This is a genomic window from Pseudomonas inefficax (genome assembly GCF_900277125.1).
In the GTDB taxonomy this organism is placed as follows: Bacteria; Pseudomonadota; Gammaproteobacteria; order Pseudomonadales; family Pseudomonadaceae; genus Aquipseudomonas; species Aquipseudomonas inefficax.
In genome coordinates this window covers 1-1,370 of sequence record NZ_OPYN01000118.1, presented here as the reverse complement: position 1 = coordinate 1,370, position 1,370 = coordinate 1, and the positions used below count along the sequence as shown (strand labels likewise).

Below are 1,370 nucleotides of genomic sequence, written 5' to 3'. Positions count from 1 at the left end.
TAGGTACGGGTCGGCCAGGCGCCACTGGTGCCGGCGCGCGGGGGCACGGTCTGCACCGGGTTGAGGCCGACGTTGGCACCGTCCGACTTGGTGATGTCGTAGGCCAGCAGTTGGGCATGCAGGCCCACGTGGCTGGATGGCCGCATCAGGTTGTTGGCGAAGGCGGTGGCACCCTCGCTGTCGAAGCGGTCACGCTTGACCACGTTGTGCATCACCGCAGTGCTGGGCAGGTCCGGCATCACCAATGGCAGGCGGTTTTCCAGGGTAATGCTGATGCACTCGCCGGCATTGGCGCGCAGCACCAGCGGCTCCACGGGCACCCCCGCCTTGAGCTTGCCGGTGGTGGCATCCAAGTCGGCCTTGCGCACGTACAGGATCGCGGTCGGGTCGTGCAGTGGCGCGCTGTGGCCACCAATGGTGAAGGGTTCCCCATCTTCGGGGTCTACCCCGCTCACCAGCGGGATGGCGGTCTTGCGGCTGTTGAACACCAGGGTGCCGCCGTTGGCCTTGAGCGGGCCGCCGACATGCTGACCGACACCGGCCGGGTCGCTGATGCTCACGCCGTTGCGGTTCTCGAGAATGTCGTTGGCCAGTGCCGCGACGATCTCGTAGTTGCGCTTGACCGTGGGGCGGCTGCCGATGCCGTTGGGGTTGGCCGTGGTTTTCGGGCAGATGCCGTCGAAGTTCACGGTGTTGCGCATGGCCACCGGCTGCGGGTTGTTGGGCAGCGGGAACAGGTCGGCACGCTGCGCGGTGTAGTTGCGCATGATGCCCCAGATGCCGTTCCAGTAGCCCTCCAGGGCCGCATCCAGCGAATACAGGTAGTCACCGTTGGTGGCCGCCGAACTGGAGATCATCGACACCGGCGCCATGAAGCCCAGTTGTTCGGAAATACCGATCATCTGCGATGCCTTCCAGCCGGAGTTGGAGCTGTTGCCGTAGCCGGTGCCGTTCTGCAACCACTTCACGCCGTGCAAGGTGATGTTGTGCTCCTCTTCATGGCCGCCGGCATGCATGCGCAGGCGTACGTTGTCACCCGAGTAGGTGCGCAGCATCGGGGTAAACGGGTCGCCCGGTTCACTGCCGGCCGCGTTGATGTGCGGCGGGAACAGCGTGGTGCCACCGGTGGGGCCGACCGCCGAGGTGATCGCCGAGGGCGCCAGGTTGAGCGCCGGGATGGCGCGGTCGGTACGGGTTTGCAAGGCATGGCTGAGGTCGCCGGCCAGGCCGTCGGCCTGCATGCCACGCTTGCCGTCCGGGCCGACCTTGTTCGGGTCGTACACACGCAGGGCCAGGGGCTCGTTGCGGTAGTTGACGACGAACATGCCCGGGTCATCCACCGAGATCGCCTGCGGGCAAGGCCGGCTTGG

General features: G+C 66.5%; 1 pseudogene. It reads right to left on the bottom strand.

Features of this window, described 5'->3' with window-relative positions:
* A pseudogene (locus JV551A3_RS14290) lies at window positions 1-1,370 on the bottom strand (hypothetical protein); the annotation flags it as partial.